18 protein-coding genes are annotated in these 18,031 nt (G+C 71.2%); 10 read left to right on the forward strand and 8 right to left on the reverse strand.

Going from position 1 to position 18,031, the window contains the following annotated elements; genetic code table 11:
* Nucleotides 1-226 precede the first annotated feature (226 nt).
* On the forward strand, nucleotides 227-811 hold the full coding sequence (locus ACFYY1_RS08565; protein WP_356082533.1) for an XRE family transcriptional regulator: 585 nt from the start codon (nucleotides 227-229) through the stop codon (nucleotides 809-811).
* Between the two features lie 58 nt (nucleotides 812-869).
* On the opposite strand, the gene ACFYY1_RS08570 is transcribed toward ACFYY1_RS08565, so the two are convergent.
* Nucleotides 870-1,259, reverse strand: a complete 390-nt coding sequence (locus tag ACFYY1_RS08570; RefSeq protein ID WP_388582570.1) for a DUF192 domain-containing protein — start codon at nucleotides 1,257-1,259, stop codon at nucleotides 870-872.
* A gap of 96 nt (nucleotides 1,260-1,355) precedes the next feature.
* On the opposite strand from ACFYY1_RS08570, the gene ACFYY1_RS08575 reads away from it, so the two are divergent.
* From ACFYY1_RS08575 to ACFYY1_RS08585, 3 genes are all read left to right on the forward strand, one after another.
* Nucleotides 1,356-2,150, forward strand: a complete 795-nt coding sequence (locus ACFYY1_RS08575; protein ID WP_388582573.1) for a prepilin peptidase — start codon at nucleotides 1,356-1,358, stop codon at nucleotides 2,148-2,150.
* A gap of 82 nt (nucleotides 2,151-2,232) precedes the next feature.
* Nucleotides 2,233-3,036 carry a class I SAM-dependent methyltransferase gene (locus ACFYY1_RS08580; RefSeq protein WP_388582576.1) on the forward strand — a complete coding sequence of 268 codons (804 nt, stop codon included), beginning with the start codon at nucleotides 2,233-2,235 and terminating at the stop codon, nucleotides 3,034-3,036.
* A gap of 73 nt (nucleotides 3,037-3,109) precedes the next feature.
* Nucleotides 3,110-3,568: a hypothetical protein gene (locus ACFYY1_RS08585; RefSeq protein WP_388582577.1), complete on the forward strand. Its 459-nt coding sequence runs from the start codon at nucleotides 3,110-3,112 to the stop codon at nucleotides 3,566-3,568.
* Nucleotides 3,569-3,623: 55 nt separating this feature from the next.
* Here the strand turns inward: ACFYY1_RS08585 and ACFYY1_RS08590 are convergent, their stop codons facing one another.
* Entirely contained in the window at nucleotides 3,624-4,775 is a 1,152-nt protein-coding gene (locus ACFYY1_RS08590) for a winged helix DNA-binding domain-containing protein (RefSeq protein WP_388582580.1), read from the reverse strand.
* A 51-nt stretch (nucleotides 4,776-4,826) separates the two neighbouring features.
* On the opposite strand from ACFYY1_RS08590, the gene ACFYY1_RS08595 reads away from it, so the two are divergent.
* Nucleotides 4,827-5,354, forward strand: coding sequence for a hypothetical protein (locus ACFYY1_RS08595; RefSeq protein WP_388582583.1), 528 nt, complete (start codon nucleotides 4,827-4,829; stop codon nucleotides 5,352-5,354).
* A gap of 225 nt (nucleotides 5,355-5,579) precedes the next feature.
* Here the strand turns inward: ACFYY1_RS08595 and mgrA are convergent, their stop codons facing one another.
* Nucleotides 5,580-6,620, reverse strand: coding sequence for an L-glyceraldehyde 3-phosphate reductase (gene mgrA / locus ACFYY1_RS08600; protein ID WP_388582586.1), 1,041 nt, complete (start codon nucleotides 6,618-6,620; stop codon nucleotides 5,580-5,582).
* A gap of 202 nt (nucleotides 6,621-6,822) precedes the next feature.
* Between mgrA and ACFYY1_RS08605 the strand changes: the two genes are divergently transcribed.
* The 4 genes from ACFYY1_RS08605 to ACFYY1_RS08620 all read left to right on the forward strand — a co-directional run bounded on the left by ACFYY1_RS08605 (nucleotide 6,823) and on the right by ACFYY1_RS08620 (nucleotide 11,997).
* Nucleotides 6,823-7,584 (forward strand): isoprenyl transferase, encoded by a 762-nt coding sequence (locus ACFYY1_RS08605; protein WP_388582589.1) that lies wholly within the window; start codon nucleotides 6,823-6,825, stop codon nucleotides 7,582-7,584.
* Nucleotides 7,585-7,978: 394 nt separating this feature from the next.
* Entirely contained in the window at nucleotides 7,979-9,301 is a 1,323-nt protein-coding gene (locus ACFYY1_RS08610; RefSeq protein ID WP_360919198.1) for a PhoH family protein, read from the forward strand.
* Nucleotides 9,302-9,691: 390 nt separating this feature from the next.
* Nucleotides 9,692-10,396: a transglycosylase SLT domain-containing protein gene (locus ACFYY1_RS08615; RefSeq protein WP_388582592.1), complete on the forward strand. Its 705-nt coding sequence runs from the start codon at nucleotides 9,692-9,694 to the stop codon at nucleotides 10,394-10,396.
* Between the two features lie 143 nt (nucleotides 10,397-10,539).
* Nucleotides 10,540-11,997 (forward strand): AI-2E family transporter, encoded by a 1,458-nt coding sequence (locus ACFYY1_RS08620; RefSeq protein WP_388582595.1) that lies wholly within the window; start codon nucleotides 10,540-10,542, stop codon nucleotides 11,995-11,997.
* Between the two features lie 104 nt (nucleotides 11,998-12,101).
* On the opposite strand, the gene ACFYY1_RS08625 is transcribed toward ACFYY1_RS08620, so the two are convergent.
* Both ACFYY1_RS08625 and ACFYY1_RS08630 read right to left on the reverse strand, forming a co-directional pair.
* Entirely contained in the window at nucleotides 12,102-12,635 is a 534-nt protein-coding gene (locus tag ACFYY1_RS08625) for an alkyl hydroperoxide reductase (protein WP_072483998.1), read from the reverse strand.
* 12 nt (nucleotides 12,636-12,647) lie between these two features.
* Nucleotides 12,648-13,202 carry a peroxiredoxin gene (locus ACFYY1_RS08630; protein WP_388582598.1) on the reverse strand — a complete coding sequence of 185 codons (555 nt, stop codon included), beginning with the start codon at nucleotides 13,200-13,202 and terminating at the stop codon, nucleotides 12,648-12,650.
* A 131-nt stretch (nucleotides 13,203-13,333) separates the two neighbouring features.
* Here ACFYY1_RS08630 and ACFYY1_RS08635 point away from each other — a divergent pair, with 131 nt between their 5' ends.
* On the forward strand, nucleotides 13,334-14,302 hold the full coding sequence (locus tag ACFYY1_RS08635; protein ID WP_388582600.1) for a hydrogen peroxide-inducible genes activator: 969 nt from the start codon (nucleotides 13,334-13,336) through the stop codon (nucleotides 14,300-14,302).
* A 60-nt stretch (nucleotides 14,303-14,362) separates the two neighbouring features.
* Here the strand turns inward: ACFYY1_RS08635 and ACFYY1_RS08640 are convergent, their stop codons facing one another.
* Genes ACFYY1_RS08640 through ACFYY1_RS08650 form a run of 3 tightly spaced genes read right to left on the reverse strand, consistent with a single transcriptional unit; the run spans nucleotide 14,363 to nucleotide 17,975 of the window.
* The gene (locus ACFYY1_RS08640; RefSeq protein ID WP_388582603.1) at nucleotides 14,363-16,771 is read right to left on the reverse strand and encodes an ABC transporter permease; all 2,409 of its coding nucleotides are present in this window, start codon (nucleotides 16,769-16,771) and stop codon (nucleotides 14,363-14,365) included.
* Complete coding sequence (locus tag ACFYY1_RS08645; protein ID WP_388582604.1) at nucleotides 16,768-17,454, reverse strand: ABC transporter ATP-binding protein; 687 nt, start codon at nucleotides 17,452-17,454, stop codon at nucleotides 16,768-16,770. Before ACFYY1_RS08645 ends, ACFYY1_RS08640 begins: the two co-directional genes overlap by 4 nt.
* Nucleotides 17,451-17,975, reverse strand: coding sequence for a PadR family transcriptional regulator (locus ACFYY1_RS08650; RefSeq protein ID WP_385818918.1), 525 nt, complete (start codon nucleotides 17,973-17,975; stop codon nucleotides 17,451-17,453). Before ACFYY1_RS08650 ends, ACFYY1_RS08645 begins: the two co-directional genes overlap by 4 nt.
* Between the last annotated feature and the right edge of the window lie 56 nt (nucleotides 17,976-18,031).

Raw genomic sequence — 18,031 nt, forward strand, 5'->3', positions numbered from 1 at the left:
GGCTTACTCCTCGGGTGGTGCGGAAGGGGCGGGGGAGCGCGGCACGGCCGGCGCTCGGAGGCGGGCGGCACAGCGGCCCGCCGGGACGCCTTGTTTAGCGCCATTAAACTTTCGTCAAGTTTTACAGCACTAAACTCGATGGGTAAAGACCCTTCCGGTAACCCTTGTGACCTGCGCGTTCCCCCGGCCACCAACGGTGACGTCCCCGACGGGTAGCGTGTCCGCCATGTCCGAAGCCCCTGACAGTCACATGTCCACGATCGGCCCGAGGCTGCGTGAGCTCCGCCTGGCGCAGGGCCTGACACTCGCCCAGGTCGCGGAAGCGGCCGGTGTGACCAAGGGCTTCGTGAGCCTGGCCGAGCGCGGCAAGACCTCGGTCTCCGTCCCGACCCTGATCCGCATCTGCGAGGCCCTGGGCACCGGCATCGCGACGCTCTTCGACTATCCGGACCAGGACGTCGTCAAGGGCGGCGAGGGCGCCAAGCTGGAGATGGGCGGCCACGGCATCGAGGAGTTCCTCCTGACGCCCGCCGAGGAACGGCACGTCCAGGTCATGCGGACGATCCTGCGGCCCGGCGGCGGCTCCGGCGGTGCGTACAGCCTGGAGGCCGAGACGGTCTTCGCGTACATGGTCCGCGGCACGCTGCGGCTGAGCGTGGACGGTGAGCCCAGGTTCCTGGAGGCCGGTGACTCGACGACGTTCTCGGCGCGGGCCGCGCACGCCTGGGACAACCCCGGCGAGGAGGAGGCCGAGGTCCTCTGGTCGATCGCCCCGGCCCTGCCGCTGTCCCGCACGAAGCTCCGGCCCTGAGGGCTGCCCCGTAATCCCTGGGGGTGTCTGCTCCCTGCTTCCTACTTCCGGCCGCCGTTCACTTCCGGTCGGTCCCGCTCTGGACGATCGCCACCCGGACCCCCGGCCGTATCCCCCACTTCTCCATCGCCCCCGCCTCCGCCTCGACCACATGCCGGGCCCGCAGCCGGGGCATCCCCAGCCGGCCGGGCTTCATCGTGTGGACCGCCACGACCTTGAACTTCCGGTCCAGGTAAGCCACATCGATGGTGAACCGCATCCGGAAGCTGTGCACACTCCCGCACGGGGTGATCAGGAGAGCGCCGTCGATCCCGTCCTGCCCGAGCAGCCCGCGACTCCGGGCCCGGTACGAGGCCGCGATCCGCAGCGGGATCTCCTCGCCCTGCCCACCCTGTGCGTCGGTGACCGTCAACGTGCCGTTGCCATTGCGCCATTGAGCCATGGCCATGAAGGTAGCGCCAGGTGACCGCCGCTGGGTCCGGAACGGTACGCAGTGGGCCCCAGGACCCATGACCGGTGCCCGGCGCCCGCTTAGGGTCGCTCCGTGGACGCCATGCTGACAGTGCTCGCCGCACTCTGGGGCGCAGCGGCCGGACTGCTGGTCCCGCGCGCCGCCTACCGGTTCTCCGTCGAACCGGAGGACCCCTGGCGCGACACCTGCCCCGAGGGCCACACCCTCACCGGGGCCGCCCGCGGCTGGCTCGGCTCCACCCGGTGCGCCCGGTGCGCGGCCGTGCCGGTACCCGCCGGGGGCGCCGGGCCGGACGGCGGGCCGGACCGCACGCCGCCCGCCACGCGCTACGCCCCCGGCGTCCTCGTCCCCGTCGTCACCGCGCTGTCCTGCGCCGTCCTCGCGGCGGCCACCGGGCTCCGCCCCGAACTGGCCGTCTGGCTGCTCATGGCACCCGTCGCCGTACTCCTGGCGACCATCGACCGCCGCGTCCACCGGCTGCCCGACCGGCTGACGCTGCCCGCCGCCGGGGCCGTCGCCGTACTCCTGGGCGCCGCCGCCCTGCTCCCCGAGCACGCCGGATCCTGGCTGTCCGCCCTGCTCGGCGGCGCCGCGCTCGGCGGCTTCTACTTCCTGCTCTTCCTCATCAACCCGAACGGAATGGGCTTCGGGGACGTCAAGCTCGCCCTCTCGCTGGGCATGGCCCTCGGCTGGTACGGCTGGGCGGTGGTGTTCGCCGGAGGCTTCGCCGGGTTCCTGCTCGGAGCGGTCTACGGGTTCGGGCTGATGGTCATGAGGAAGGCCGGGCGCAAGACCGGCATCCCGTTCGGCCCGTTCATGATCACGGGTGCGCTGCTGGGCCTGCTGCTCGGCGCCCTGGCCGCCTGACCCCGCCGCCCCTGCCCCGCCGCAATCCGGCCCCGCCGCAATCCGGTCGCGCCGCCCCGCACCCGGCTGACACCATTCCCGTATGTCCGGAACACCCGAAGAGACGCCCACCGAAGCGGAGCGCGCCCGCTTCGAAGCCCTCGTCTCGGAGGCGGCCACCGTCTCCGTGGACGGCTGGGACTTCTCCTGGCTCGACGGCCGGGCCACCGAAGAACGCCCCTCCTGGGGCTACGCCCGCGCCATGGCGGACCGGATGGGGCGGGCCGGGGCCGCGCTCGACATCCAGACCGGCGGCGGCGAGGTCCTCGCCTCCGTACCGAAGCTGCCGCCGCTCACCGTCGCCACCGAGTCCTGGCCGCCGAACGTCGCCCGTGCCACCGCGCTCCTGCACCCGCTCGGCGCGGCCGTGGTCGCCGACGCGGACGAACCGCCGCTGCCGTTCGGCGACGACGCCTTCGACCTGGTGGTCAGCCGGCACCCGGTGACCACCTGGTGGGCGGAGATCGCGCGGGTGCTCGCCCCCGGCGGCACGTACTTCTCGCAACAGGTCGGCCCGGCCAGCGTCTTCGAGCTCGTCGAGTACTTCCTCGGCCCGCAGCCGCCCGAGGTGCGCGGCGCCCGCGACCCCGAGCAGGCACGCGCGGCCGCCGAGGCGGCCGGGCTGGAGGTCGTCGATCTGCGGGCGGAGCGACTGCGCACCGAGTTCCTCGACATCGGCGCCGTCGTCTACTTCCTGCGCAAGGTGATCTGGATGGTGCCGGGCTTCACCGTCGAGCAGTACCGGCCGCGCCTGGCCGAACTGCACCAACTGATCGAGAACAAGGGGCCGTTCGTGGCCCACACCACCCGATTCCTGATCGAGGCACGCAAACCGGACCGGCCCTGACCGAGCAGTAACCGCCGTGCACGGCCGGATGATGCGACCCTGGTCGGTGAACTCCTGGGGAAGGATCTGGCACATGAGGGTGGGGAACGAAGAAGAAGCGCCGCGGGTCCCGCGGCAGGGACGGGCCGACTGGCTCCGGGGCGAGCGGATCATCGCGGTGGTCGGGGTGTTCTACCGGCCGGAAGGACGGCTGGGGGAGCCGGAGGCCGTCGAATTCCTGCTGGCCGACGGCCAGTCGGTGCTCCTGACCTGTGCGTCCGACTGGACGCTGCGCGTCGGCCCCGGTGCCTGGCCGCGACTGCCCGACTGGTGCGTACCGTCGGGGCAGTGGGAGTTCGCCACCGTGTCCAGCCTGCCGGAGCCGCCCGACGGCGGCTGGACGGTCACCCGCACCGAGGAACGCGGGGACGAGAACGGGCAGGTGCGCGAGGTCGTCATCCGCTGCGAGGGCGGCAGCTTCGTGGTCATCGGCGGCGACACCGTGGCGATCCGCTTCACCCGGGGCCACCGGGGCGCCCCGGCCACCACCTGAGCGAGCCCCCTGCGCGTGCCCCCGCCCCCGCTCTCCGCGTGCCCCCGCATCCGCCCTACGCGTGCGCCCCCACCGTCACCTCGCCCACCGTCAGCTCCGCGTTCCCCTCCAGCACCGCCCCCACCCGCGCCACCTCCGCCTCCAGCTCCCGCAGCTGCCCGGCCGTCAGGGGCGTCAGCGGTTCCACGGTCACCGCGATCCGGCGGCCCGAACGCCGCTGGTGCCACACCCCGGCGGCCACGCCGTCGACCAGCAGCACCGGGAAGTTCCCCGCCTGGCCGCCCGCCAGCGCACGCGTGTACGCCGCGCCCGGGAAGAGCAGCTCGCGCGGCTGGGACGCGATGAGGAAGGCGTCGAAGTAGGGGAGCAGCCGCACCCCGCGGACCGGCTCCGCCGAGAAGCCGGTGTCACCCGCCACCACCCAGGCCGGGCCGCCCTCGTACGTCACCTGCTCGATCTCCCCGCGCGCGGCCGTCCCCGCGAACAGCTCCCCGGCCCAACCGGAAGGCGCCGCCAGCCACTTCGCGAAGTGCGCGGGCGTCGCGGGACCGTACGCGTGCAGATAGCGGCGTACGAGACCGGCGAGCGCCCCGGGCCCGTCGAGCGGTGCGACGCCGGGACGGGTGTAGGTCACCTTGCGGCCGCGATCCGGCGCGAAGCACAGCACCCCGCGGTGGCCCGCCAGATGCAGCACCTGCCGCCAGCGCGGCCACATGCCCTGGAACGCGGGCATCACGAGATCCCCCGCCCACGCACCGGCCCGCTCCACCACCGCGTCGGACAGCTCGTCGATGGTCAGCTCGGCCCCGGTCAGCGCGTCCGCGATCGCGGCGAGCACCGCCTCGACCTGCTCCGGGGTCATCCGGGCATCCTTGGCGAACGGATTGCGCCCGGTCGGCAGCGCGGACAACGCACCCGTCCACAGCGGGAGTTCGGCCATCGGCAGCAGATGGACGGTGCCCCGCGGCCCGAACGTCTTGACCAGCGTGCGGTCCTTCCACAGCGCGGCGCGCACATCGGTACGGGTCACGTCCGTGGTCCGCAGCCCGACGGAGAGCTCGGCGGCCGACAGCACCTGGGCATGCGCGGCCGGCAGCGTGGCGACCACTTCGGCGGGGCCGAGGCGGCCGGAGGACGCGAGCCCCTGGCGCGCCATCCGGCGGGCATTCGCGGCGGTCCAGGTCACGTTTGCGGTTCGGCTCGTCATGACGGTGAAACTATCGGCCCATCCGGTCAGGTCCTGTCCCATACTCGGCCCATGACCTCCGCGAGACGTACGGCCCGGATACTCGCCGCAGCGGCGGCGCTCGCCCTCCTCCCCGCCCTCGCCGCCTGCGGCACCGAGCGGGCCGGGTCCGGGCCGGGGGCCGAGGGGACCCCGCCCCGCGCGGCACCGCTCGACGGCGTCGACGGGCCCGTCGACGGCAGCGACGCCTCGAAGTACCGGGAGAACCACGCCTTCCAGTCCACCGCCGAGCTGTCCCCGGCCGACCGGACCCGGGGCGATGCCGAGGTGGAGAAGGTCAAGGCCGGTCTGGCCGGGATCGCGGAGGGTCGCAGGACCACCGAGCCCAAGGTCAGGGCGGCCCTCACCGGACTGGGCTACAGCTCCGGAGCGATCACCACCGGCACCTTCGGCCCTCACCGCACCACCTTCCTGCTCGACCTCGGCACCATCTGCGTCGAGGGCGCGCTGGACGGCATGGTCAACGGCCTGGTCACGGCCGAGGCGCACGGCAGATACCTCGAAGGAACCGGCTGCGTGAAGCCGGTCGGCGGGCACTGAGACGTCAACCCGGTGATGCGCGCAACGGAGTCCGGTGAATCCGGAGAGTGATTGTGGAGTGGCGTGGCGCCCACCATCACTTACGAAGGGTTATGGTGGAAACCCCCCCTCGGGCCGGTCCGTATCCCCCCCCACGGACCGGCCCGTTTTTTGTCGGGCCGCGGCGCCGGGCGCGTACCGCCTACGCGAAAGCGCCCCGCAAGACCGCTCGCCCCGTGAGCCCCGTCAGCCCCGTCCGGCCCAGATGTTGGTGCCCGCGGTGTCCACGGCGAAGGTGTCGATCTCCTGCAACTCCTCGGCGGTCAGCGGCTGTCCGGCGAGCGCCGCGACGTTCTCCTCCAGCTGCTTCACGCTCGACGCGCCGATCAGCGCGGACGTCATCCGGCTGTCGCGCAGCACCCAGCACAGCGCCAGCTGGGCGAGCGACTGACCGCGCCGCCGGGCGATGTCGTTCAGCCCGTTCAGCCGGCGCACCACCTCGTCCGAGAGCAGACCGGGGTCCAGGGACTTGCCCTGGGTGGCGCGGGAGCCCTCCGGGATGCCTGCCAGGTACTTCCCGGTGAGCAGCCCCTGCGCGAGCGGCACGAAGGAGATGCAGCCCATGCCGGCCGTCTCCAGGGTGTCGAGCAGGTCGTCGTCCTCGATCCAGCGGTTGATCATCGAGTAGGACGGCTGGTGGATCAGCGCCGGTACGCCCATCTCCCTGAGCAGCCCGGCGGCCTCGGCGGTCTGCTCCGCGTTGTACGAGGACACCCCCGCGTACAGCGCCTTGCCCTGCTGGACGGCGGAGGCCAGGGCCCCCATCGTCTCCTCCAGCGGGGTCTCCGGGTCGAAGCGGTGGGAGTAGAAGATGTCGACGTAGTCCAGCCCCATCCGCTTCAGCGAGGCGTCGAGCGAGGACAGCAGGTACTTGCGGGAACCCCATTCGCCGTAGGGGCCGGGGTGCATCTCGTAACCGGCCTTGGTGGAGATGATCAGCTCGTCCCGGTACGGGGCGAAGTCCTGCCGGAACAGCTTGCCGAAGTTGAGCTCGGCGGAGCCGGGCGGCGGTCCGTAGTTGTTGGCCAGGTCGAAGTGGGTCACACCGAGATCGAAGGCGCGGCGCAGGATCGCCCGCTGGGAGTCCAGTGTGCGGTCGTCGCCGAAGTTGTGCCAGAGGCCGAGGGAGACGGCGGGCAGCTTGAGACCGCTGCGGCCGGTGCGGCGGTACTCCATGGAGTCGTATCGCGAAGCGGCGGCTTGGTAGTGGAGAGGAGAATCAGTCACGTTTCTCTCCTTATCACGGACTTGTGACAGGCCGGGTTGGGCCGGTACGCCGCCTGCGCAGTAATGTGGCGGCTTCGGGGACTGCCACGGCACGGCGGGGCGACGGACTCTGTGGACCTGTGCGGCGATCCCCAGGGGGACGACCCCGGACCCCGGGCAGAGGGGGCGGGTGGGCCCCGCACGGAACCGAGAGGTGGACTCAGTGAACTTGCGCGACCTGGTGTACGGGCTCTACGCGCGCCGGGTGGAGGCCCGCCTCGACCACACCCAGGTGCCCAAGCACATCGGTGTCATCCTCGACGGCAACCGGCGCTGGGCGAAGGCGTCCGGCGGCACGGCCGCGCAGGGGCACCAGGCCGGCGCGGACAAGATCAAGGAACTTCTCGGCTGGTGCAGCGAGACGGATGTGGAAGTCGTCACGCTCTGGCTGCTCTCCACGGACAACTTCGACCGGCCCGAGTCCGAGCTGAAGCCGCTCCTCGGGATCATCGAGAACACCGTGCGCGACCTCGCGGCCGACGGCCGCTGGCGGGTCCACCACGTCGGCACGCTCGACCTGCTGCCCGCCCACACCCAGACGGTGCTCAAGGAGGCCGAGCAGGCCACGGTCGACGTCGACGGAATACTGGTCAATGTCGCCGTCGGCTACGGCGGGCGCCAGGAGATCGCCGACGCGGTCCGCTCGCTGCTGCTGGACCACTCCGCCAAGGGGACCTCGTTCGAGGACCTGGCGGAGATCGTCTCCACCGACATGATCTCCGAGCACCTCTACACCCGGGGCCAGCCCGACCCGGACCTCGTCATCCGCACCAGCGGCGAGCAGCGGCTGTCCGGTTTCATGCTCTGGCAGACCGCGCACTCCGAGTACTACTTCTGCGAGGTCTTCTGGCCGGCCTTCCGCAAGGTCGACTTCCTGCGCGCCCTGCGCGACTACGCGGCCCGCGGCCGCCGCTTCGGCGGCTGACTTCCCCCGGCAGGCTCCGCGGCGACCGCTCCCGGCCCGTCCGGCGTCCGCGGACGCGGCCGCGCGGGCGGTGCGCCCGAACCCACGTGCCCCGGGGCACAAATCCCAGCTCACCCGCCCGCTCCGGGCGGCATGGCTTCGCGTGTTCGAGGGAATACCCCTGACAGGTCGACGTCCGGTCAGAAACCAGGCGGACGTCGTGTCCAGTGAGCGGCATGGAGTCCGCTCGCCCGGGAGGCCCTTTGCACACGAAGGACCGTACGACCAACGCGGCCGACGCGGAGGGCCGGTTTCCGGCCCGTGCTTCGGGGCCCGAACCCGGTCCGTCCTCTCCCATTGGGATGCTCCGCGACACCGTCGCACCCCAACCTCTTCCGAGGGGGTACGTCCTTCCGTGGTGACCAGCACAAAGCGCCGCATGCCCGACAGGCGCACCTATGTTCTCGACACCAGCGTCCTGCTGGCCGATCCCAACGCCATGGCCCGGTTCGACGAGCACGAAGTGGTGCTCCCGATCGTCGTGGTCACGGAACTGGAGGCCAAACGGCACCATCCGGAACTCGGCTACTTCGCCCGGCAGGCCCTGCGCCTGCTGGACGACTTCCGGGTCCGCTACGGCCGGCTGGACGCCCCGATCCCGCTCGGGGATCTGGGCGGGACGCTGCGCGTCGAACTCAACCATTCCGACCCCGGCGTACTGCCAGCCGGCTACCGGTTGGGGGACAACGACTCACGGATCCTCGCGGTCGCGCGCAACCTCCAGGCCGAGGGGTACGACGTCACCGTCGTCTCCAAGGACCTGCCCCTGCGCATCAAGGCGTCCTCGGTCGGCCTCCTCGCCGAGGAGTACCGCGCCGAACTCGCCATCACCGACTCCGGCTGGACCGGCATGTCGGAGGTCCCGCTCTCCGGCGAGCAGGTCGACCTGCTCTACGGGGAGGAGACGCTGTACGTCCCCGAGGTCGCCGAACTTCCCGTGCACACCGGACTGGTCCTCCAGTCCGAACGCGGCAAGGCGCTCGGCCGGGTCACCGCCGAGGGCAATGTGCGCCTGGTCCGCGGCGACCGGGAGGCCTTCGGCATCCACGGCCGCAGCGCCGAACAGCGCATCGCCCTGGATCTGCTCCTCGACCAGGACGTCGGCATCGTCTCGCTGGGCGGCCGGGCCGGCACCGGGAAGTCGGCGCTGGCGCTCTGCGCCGGTCTCGAAGCCGTCCTGGAGCGCAGGCAGCACCAGAAGGTGATGGTCTTCCGCCCGCTGTACGCGGTCGGCGGGCAGGAACTGGGCTATCTCCCCGGCACCGAGGCCGAGAAGATGAGCCCCTGGGCGCAGGCCGTCTTCGACACGCTCTCGGCGGTGGCCGGACGCGAGGTCATCGAAGAGGTGCTGGGGCGCGGGATGCTGGAGATCCTGCCGCTCACCCACATCCGGGGCCGCTCGCTCCACGACGCCTTCGTGATCGTCGACGAGGCGCAGTCCCTCGAACGGAACGTGCTGCTGACCGTGCTGTCCCGGATCGGGGCGAATTCCCGGGTGGTGCTCACGCACGACGTGGCCCAGCGGGACAACCTCAGGGTCGGCCGGTACGACGGAGTCGTCGCCGTGGTCGAGAAGCTGAAGGGCCATCCGCTCTTCGCGCACGTCACCCTCAGCCGCTCCGAGCGCTCGCAGATCGCCGCGCTGGTGACCGAAATGCTGGAGGAAGGCCAGATCTGATACGGGATGCGACAGTTGGTGCCGCCCGGCGGGCGAAGTAGCCTAGCCGGGCGGCACCGTGCTGCGGCACCATTTCCGTAAATCACTTGCGCCAAACGAGGTGTGAGCTTTCACACGCAACAGAGAATTGCTTCCCGGTGTGCCGTTCCGGCAGAGTCTTGCTTCCGTCAGGCCCCGCATACGGCACACCCGCACCTCCACAGGTGCCACGCACCACACAACTCAACAAACGCCGTCCGTATGCCGCCCGCGAGCACCACGCGGCGCTTCCTCCGGGGAGTCGCCCACCGGGCCCGTGCCTCCCGTGACCCAAGCAGTAGGGAGGCCAGCGCCAGGGGCACGATTGCGTCCGCGAGGTCACCTAAGCGGGCGATGCTGGAAGGACACCGTGTGAGCCGGATCTCGGTCCGGGGGTTCGCCGTGGCATCCGCCACTGCCGTGACCACCGTTGGCGCCGTCGTAGGCGTTGCATCGGGCAGCACCCCTGCTGTCGACGACAACAACTTCGAGGCGACCGCAGCCGACACCACGCTGCTCGCAGACATCCCCGCGGGCCAGCAGGCCCAGGTGCAGACCGCCTCGCTGACACAGCAGGCCGACGCCCAGGCCTCCGCGGCCGACGCAGCCGCGAAGAAGTCCGTGGAGGAAGCGGCCCGCATCCAGGCCGCCAAGGACGCCAAGTCGAAGAAGGCGGCGGCCGAGGACAGGCTGGAGCAGGAGCGCAAGGAGAAGAAGGAAGCGGCCGAGCGCGCCAGCCGCTCCTCGGTCCGCAGCGCCTCCGCGTTCGCCACGCAGAGCTCGTACACCGTCGCCGAGGTCCAGGCGATGGCCCGTCAGATGGTTCCTGGCGACCAGTTCCAGTGCTTCAGCAACATCGTGAACCACGAGTCGACCTGGAACTATCGGGCGAGCAACCCGTCTTCCGGCGCCTACGGCCTCGTCCAGGCGCTGCCCGGCTCCAAGATGGCGTCCGCCGGTGCCGACTGGCAGACCAACCCGGCCACCCAGATCAAGTGGGGCCTCAACTACATGGACAGCCGCTACGGCAGCCCGTGCGGTGCCTGGTCGTTCTGGCAGGCCAACCACTGGTACTAGGACCCGGAACCTTCCGAGGTTCGCGTTCCTCTCGTACGAAGCCCCTCACCGTCCTACGGTGGGGGGCTTCGCGCGTGTACGGTCGGTCCGAACCGTCCAGTGGGGGAGCGGTGGGGAGAGTAAACGGGGGAAGAGGAACGATCATGTCGAAACTTCCGGGCTGGCTCGGCCGGCTGGGGGCCGAACTGACCGAGCTGGGCGACCGGCTGGAGCAGCGCAGGGACGAGGTCGTGGGCCAGGGGTCCGGGCGGGCCGAGCTGCCGGGGTCCGCCGGGGACGTGACCGCCTCTGCCGTGCCCGCCCCTGCCGTGCCCGCCGCGGACGTTCCGGCTGAAGCGGCACGGGACGCGGACGACCGTGTCCCGCCGCCGCCCTCGTACGCCCCGTCGGTCGCCGCCCGGCCCGATCCGGTCGCGGCGATCCCCTGGGGGATGCGCGTCGCGGCCGAGGCGGGCTGGCGGCTGCTCGTCCTGGCCGGCACCCTCTGGGTGCTGATGAAGGTCATCAGCGCCGTGCAGCTGGTGGTTCTGGCGTTCGTCGCCGCGCTGCTCGTCACCGCGATGCTCCAGCCGACCGTCGCCCGGCTGCGCCGCCACGGGCTGCCGCGCGGTCTGGCCACCGCCGTCACGGCGATCCTGGGCTTCGTCGTCATGGGTCTGGTCGGCTGGTTCGTGGTCTGGCAGGTCATGGACAACCTCGACACCCTCTCGGAGAAGGTGCGGGACGGCATCGACGAGTTGAAGCGCTGGCTGCTCGACAGCCCCTTCCACGTCACCGAGCAGCAGATCAACGACATCGCGAAGAACCTCAGCGACACCATCGGCACCAACACCGAGCAGATCACCTCCGCGGGGCTGGAGGGCGTCACCGTGATGGTGGAGGTCCTCACCGGGATACTGCTGGCGATGTTCTCGACGCTCTTCCTGCTCTACGACGGAAGGCGCATCTGGCACTGGGTGCTGAAGCTGGTGCCGGCCCAGGCCCGGCCGGGGGTCGCGGGCGCCGGGCCGCGCGCCTGGCGGACGCTGACCGCCTATGTGCGGGGCACCGTCATAGTGGCCCTGATCGACGCGATCTTCATCGGGCTCGGAATCTTCTTCCTCGACGTGCCGATGGCGGTGCCGCTGGCCGTCTTCATCTTCCTCTTCGCCTTCATCCCGCTGGTCGGTGCCGTGGTCTCCGGGGCACTGGCGGTGGTCGTCGCGCTGGTCACCCAGGGCGTGTTCACCGCCCTGATGGTGCTGGCGGTGGTGCTCGCCGTGCAGCAGATCGAGGGCCATGTGCTCCAGCCGTTCATCCTGGGACGCGCGGTGCGGGTGCATCCGCTCGCCGTCGTCCTCTCGGTCGCGGCGGGCGGCATGATCGCGGGCATCGGCGGTGCGGTGGTCGCGGTGCCGCTGGTCGCGGTCACCAACACGGTGGTCGGCTATCTGCGGACGTACGGGCAGGAACAGGCCCTGAGATACGCGCCGTCCCCGCGCGGGGCGACCGCGGTCGACGTCGCCCCGACCCCCGCACCGGGTTCGCTTCCCGAGCGCACCGGTGGCCACGCCGACGAGGACGGCGACGGCGGCGGAACGAAGGCCGGGCCCGGCAAGTAGGTCCCGCGGGCGCACGGGACACCGGCACAAGAGAGAAGGGCCCCGGGACGGTCGGTCGTCCACGGGGCCCTTCTCGTACAAGGGGTACTGCCAGGGCCTTGGCCCTACTCGGCGAGCACGGCCTCGGCATCGAGGGTCACGCCGACCGCCTGGATCACCGAGGCGATCTTGACGGCTTCCTGAATGGTCTCACGGTCCACGCCGGCCTTGCGCAGCACCTGCTCGTGGGAGTCCAGGCACTGGCCGCAGCCGTTGATCGCGGAGACGGCGAGCGACCACAGCTCGAAGTCGATCTTCTCCACGCCCGGCTTGCCGATGACGTTCATCCGCAGACCCGCGCGGAGCGTCCCGTACTCGGGGTCCGACAGCAGGTGCCGGGTCCGGTAGAAGACGTTGTTCATCGCCATGATGGCGGCGGCCGACTTCGCGGCGGTGTACGCCTCCGCGGAGAGGTTGGCCTTCGCCTCCGGCTCCAGCTCGCGCAGCACCTTCGGCGAGCGCGAGGCGATCGCGCAGGCGAGGACGGTGCCCCACAGCTGCTGCTGCGGGAGCTCGCTGTTGCCGATGACCGAGCCGAGGTTCAGCTTCAGGTCCTTGGCGAAGTCCGGAACGGCGGCCTTCAGTTCGTCGAGTGCCATGTCGCTGTCAGCTCACTCGCCCGAGAGGAGGGCGACCGGGTCGAGGGTGTTCTCGCCCTTGGTCCAGTTGCACGGGCACAGCTCGTCGGTCTGCAGGGCGTCCAGGACCCGCAGGACCTCCTTGGGGTTACGGCCCACGGAACCGGCGGTCACCATCGTGAACTGGATCTCGTTGTTCTGGTCGACGATGAAGACGGCGCGCTGGGCGAAGCCGTCCTCGCCCTCGATGCCGAGGTCACGCATGAGCTCGTGCTTCGAGTCGGCCATCATCGGGAACGGCAGGTCGGTCAGGTCCGGGTGGTCCTTGCGCCAGGCGTGGTGCACGAACTCGGAGTCGCCGGAGAAGCCGAGGATCTGGGCGTCACGGTCGGCGAACTCGTCGTTCAGCTTGCCGAAGGCGGCGATCTCGGTGGGGCACACGAAGGTGAAGTCCTTCGGCCACGCGAAGATGATCTTCCACTTGCCCTCGTAGGTCTTGTGGTTGATCTGCTCGAACTCCTTGCCGCTCTCCAGCGAAACACAAGCAGTCAGGTCGAACTCGGGGAACTTGTCACCGACAGTGAGCACGCGCTCTCCTTGTAGCGTTGGAATTCCCTTTTGGGGGACTTCCTGAGGGTTGGACGGGATCCACCTTGGCACAGAGTGCATTGATCGCGGAAATAGCTACACTCGGCCGTGATGATCGGAGGTGCCTATCAGTGGCTCAGGGAAATCAGGGCAGCAGGCCCAAACAACCCAGCCTGTCGCAGCTGCGCGCCTTCGTGGCCGTCGCGGAATATCTGCACTTCAGGGACGCGGCGGCAGCAATCGGGATGAGTCAGCCTGCGCTGTCCGGGGCCGTGTCGGCACTGGAAGAGGCACTGGGTGTCCAGCTCATCGAGCGTACGACGCGCAAGGTCCTGCTGTCGCCGGCCGGGGAGCGGCTCGCGGTGCGGGCCCGCGCGGTGCTGGAGGCCGTCGGCGAGCTGATGGAGGAGGCCGAGGCGGTCCGGGCACCGTTCACCGGGGTGCTCAGGCTCGGAGTGATCCCGACCGTTGCCCCGTACCTGCTGCCGACGGTGCTGCGGCTGGTCCACGAGCAGTACCCGGAGCTCGACCTCCAGGTCCACGAGGAGCAGACCTCCTCGCTGCTGGAGGGGCTGGCCGCGGGAAGGCTCGATCTGCTGCTGCTCGCCGTTCCGCTCGGGGTGCCGAGCGTCACCGAACTCCCGCTCTTCGACGAGGACTTCGTACTGGTGATGGAGCAGGACCACTGGCTGGGCGGGCGCTGCGACATTCCGCGCGAGGCGCTGCGCGAGCTGCCGCTGCTGCTGCTCGACGAGGGGCACTGCCTGCGCGACCAGGCCCTGGACATCTGCCGGGAGGCCGGACGCACGGAGGGCGCGCCGGTCACCACGACCGCGGCCGGGCTCTCCACGCTGGTCCAGCTGGTGGCCGGCGGGCTCGGGGTGACGCTGCTGCCGCGGACCGCGGTGACGGTCGAGACCGGCCGCAACGAGGCGCTGGCCACCGGCTACTTCGCGGAGCCGGCACCGTCGAGGCGGGTGGCGCTGGGGATGCGGACCGGGGCGGCGCGGCACGAGGAGTTCGAGGAGTTCGCGGCGGCGCTGCGGGAAGCGATGCGGGGGCTGCCGGTACGGGTGACGGGCGGCCCGCAGAACGACTGAAACGAACGACGGGGGTGGCGGTCCCGCAGGACCGCACCCCCGTCGTTCACTACCGCGCCGTCACTCCGTGCGCAGGCCCTCCGGTCGCATCATGCGCCACAGCGAGGGCAGGGACACCAGCGTGACCAGCAGGATCAGCGCCGCGCCCGCGCCGGTCATCGGCAGGAACAGCCACCAGTCGGTGATCTGCTTGTCGATCATGGTGATCAGCGCCGCGCCCAGGCCGAGCCCGCCCGCCACGGCGACCGTCAGCCCGATGACCACGGGCACGGCGGTCTGCCAGAGCACCGACCAGGCGAGGGTGGAGCGCCGGGTGCCGAAGGCGACCAGGACCGACAGCAGGCGCTTGCGTTCGCGCAGCTGCTCCAGCTGTGAGACCAGCATCGCGGCGGCGATCAGCAGCAGCGTCGCGGTCGCGCCGACCTGGAGGCCGCGCTGCACACTGGCGTACTTCTCGTCACGGGTCTTCGACGTGAGGGACGCGACCCGCATCGCGGGGTCGATCCGGGCCGCCGTGTTCCGTACGTACTCGGCGGCGTCCTCGACGCCCTCGTCGATCCGGATCTGCGTCTGGGTCGTCGCGCCCGGCAGCTTGCTCGGGTCGAGCGCGCCGATGGTGGCCATGATGCCCCAGGAGTCCTCGCCCAGCGGATCGTGGCGGGCCTGGACCGTGCGGGAGTCGGCGGGCAGGATCCACGGCATCGGCTTCTGCCCGTAGCCCGAGCCGATCAGGACCTTCTTGCCCTTGCGGGCCGTCACATCGACCCAGTCGGACATCTCCTTGTCGTTCCTGGGGTGGGCCACGAAGGTGTCGCCGTCCGTGCAGGAGCCGATCCGGGCGAGCTCGCGCAGGGTCGCGCAGTCGCCGACGATGAGACTGGTGGTCGGCTGGACATCGGACTTCGTGTACTTGCCGGGCCGGGTGGCGTACGTCTCGACCTTCCCGATGACGGCCTCCACGCCCTTGGTGGCCTTGAACTTCTCGATGGTCCGGGTGGCCGCCCCGGGTTCGACCTGCTCGGAGTACGTGTAGAACTGGGCCCGCGACGGGTCCTGCCCGGTCTGCCTGCTGAACTCGTCGCCCACCGCGGCGAACAGCATCTGCAGCGCCACCGCTCCCGCGACCGCGACCGTGATGCCGCTGACCGCGCGGGAGGCGGCCCCGCTGCTCAGCTGGAGCCTGCGGGTGGCGAGCTGCCAGGACACCGGGCCGCCGTGCAGCCGGTTCACGCACGCCTCGACCAGCCAGGGCAGCAGCAGCGCGAGCCCGACCAGGACCAGCACGGCACCGCCCGCGATCGGATACGGGTCGACCGGGGTGAACTCGTCGACCTTGCCGGTCAGCCCGAGCACCGCCAGGCCCGCGACCGGCATCGGCAGCCGCCACCAGAGCCGGCGCCCGCGGTTGCCGCCGCCCCGTACGACGCCGAGCGGTTCGATCACCACCGAGCGCATCGCGACCAGCGTGACCAGTACCGCCGCCACCGGGACGGAGACGACGACCAGCGCCGTCAGCGCGGGGTCGGGCACCAGGTCGGACGGGAAGACGCTGACGTTCCACACCTCGATGCGACCGACGAACCGGCGCCCCACCAGGAAGAGCACCGCCCCGGTCAGCACGCCCAGCAGCGCCCCGAACAGGGCCTCGCCGGCCGCGATCCGACGGGTCGTCCGGATGTCCGTACCGACCAGGCGCAGTGCGGCGAGCCGGCGGTCGCGGCGGTCGCCGCCGAACCGCACCGCCGTCGCGATGAAGATCGCGACCGGCACCAGCAGCACCACGCAGATCATGATGATCAGCACGATGAGGACGGGCGGCATCTCCTCGCCCTGCCCCGGATCGCCGTAACCGGCGATCCGGTGGCCGCCGTTGGCGGGCGTCAGGGTGTCGCTGCCCGCGTAGTAGACCAGGTCGCGCGGCGACACCAGGCCGGAGTCGGCGATCGTGCCGGTGATCCGGTACGGCAGCCGCTCCTTGAGGAGGCTGCCCTCCGGGGAGCCCAGCAGCTCCTTCAGCGCGGGGGAGACCACCATCTCATCCGCGCCGGGGAAGCGTGCGACGCCCGGCGGGACGACCGGGTGCGTACCGTCCGGGCGCATCAGCCAGCCCTCGACGGTGCGGCTGCGGTACTCGGTCTCCGCGTCGATCCGCAGCACCGAGGAGTCGGTCTTCTCGGCCTGGGCGTCGGGCCCGCCGGGAACGGCGCTCTCGGCGCGGGCCTCGCTGCGCGCGGAGCGCTCCTGGAGCAGATGCGGTGCGGAGGCGGCGGTCAGCAGCAGTGCCACCCCGAGGCCGACGCCGACGGCGGTCAGCGCGGTGCGGACCCAGCCCTCGCGCCCGCCGCCGGAGGCGAACCGGATGCCGAGGCCGAGGTCCCGGAACCAGGCGGCGACACCGGTGGGCGCAGTGGGCGGGGTGGGTGCCGGCGGTGTCGCGGCCGGCGCGTTCTTCCGGTCGAGCAGCGTCATACGGAGTGCTCCAGGTCGCGGGTCCGGCCGTCGCGCACGGTGATGTCGCGGTCGGAGTACGCGGCGACCCGGGCCTCGTGGGTCACCAGGACCACGGCGACGTTGGCCGACCGGGCGGCCTCGGTGAGCAGCTCCATGACCCGTTCGCCGTTGAGGGAGTCCAGGGCGCCGGTCGGCTCGTCGGCGAAGATCACCTTGGGCGAGGCGGCCAGCGCGCGGGCCACGGCGACGCGCTGCCCCTGCCCGCCGGAGACCTCGCCGGGACGCTTGCCGCCGACGGTGTCGACCTCCAGGCGCTCCAGCCAGTGGCGGGCGGTGCGCTCGGCCTCCTTGCGCCTGGCGCCGTTCAGCCGGAGCGGCAGGGCGACGTTCTCCACACAGGTCAGCTCCGGGACGAGCTGGCCGAACTGGAAGACGAAGCCGAACTCGGTACGGCGCAGGGCGCTGCGTTCGGCGTCCGACATCGCGGAGAGCTCGCGGCCCGCGTAGGTGACCGTTCCCCGGTCGGGGGTGACGATGCCGGCGAGGCAGTGCAGCAGGGTCGACTTGCCGGAGCCGGAGGGGCCCATCACGGCGACGACCTCGCCCGGGTGGATGGAGAACGACGCGCCGTCGAGCGCGGGCGTGTGGCCGTACGCCTTGTGCAGGCCGTCGGCGCTGAGCAGGGAGCCGGCGGGGATCACGCGGCCACCTCCGCGGCGAGCCGGTCGAGCCGGGCGGCGGTCAGTTCCAGCCAGCGCAGATCGGCTTCGAGGTGGAAGAGGGCGTGGTCGCAGATCAGCTGATCGGCGAGGTCGCCCTTGCGCTTGCGGTCGGTGAGTATCCGCATCAGGCGCAGGTGCTCGGTGCGCTGGGTGTCCAGCAGGGCCTCGGCGCTGCGGCCGGTGAGCAGGGCCAGGACGACCTTGGTGTAGAGCGTCGACTGGAGGTACGGCTCGGGCTTCTCCGGCTGTGCGAGCCAGGAGCTGACATCGGTGATCCCGGCCTCGGTGATGGCGTACCGCTTGCGTTCCGGGCCGCCGCCGCTCTCCACGCCGTCGACCTCGACGAGGCCGTTCTTGAGCAGCCGGGACATGGTCGAGTAGACCTGGCCGTAGTGCAGGGGGCGGTCGTGGCCGAACTTCTCGTCGAACGTCCGCTTGAGGTCGTAGCCGTGGCGGGGGCCGGACTCCAGGAGTCCGAGCAGGGTGTGACCGATTGACATGCCGAGCACTGTACACGGCGTGTATACCTCTGGTGTATACCGGGGTTCCGGTCCCG

It is taken from the genome of Streptomyces sp. NPDC001890, from assembly GCF_042891445.1.
Classification (GTDB): domain Bacteria; phylum Actinomycetota; class Actinomycetes; order Streptomycetales; family Streptomycetaceae; genus Streptomyces.